1 protein-coding gene is annotated in these 221 nt (G+C 82.4%); it reads left to right on the top strand.

Annotation, left to right across the window (positions count from 1 at the left end; genetic code table 11):
- Nucleotides 1–221 (top strand): hypothetical protein (locus tag GTW08_RS15775; protein WP_202417229.1); only part of this gene is annotated, 221 nt, incomplete at both ends.

Here is a 221-nt window from a genome sequence, read left to right as displayed (position 1 = left end):
TCCGGACCCGCTGCCGTCGTGGACCCCGCTCGACCCCCCGGTCCTGCGCGGCCCCGGCGACCCGGCGACCGGGCCGCGCTACGGCGTCGCGCTGTTCTCCCGGCTCCCGGTGCGCCGGTGGCACGTGCTGGGGTTCGAGGCCGGACGGGGCCGGCTGCCGGTGCCGGTGCCCGCCCCCGGCGGGGGGACCCGGCTCGCCTGGTTCCCCGACGAGCCGCGCG

This window comes from Pseudonocardia sp. SID8383, assembly GCF_009864975.1.
GTDB classification, from domain to species: Bacteria; Actinomycetota; Actinomycetes; order Mycobacteriales; family Pseudonocardiaceae; genus Pseudonocardia; species Pseudonocardia alni.
Note: the sequence above shows the minus strand (reverse complement) of the source record. Positions and strands in the feature narration are given on the sequence as shown.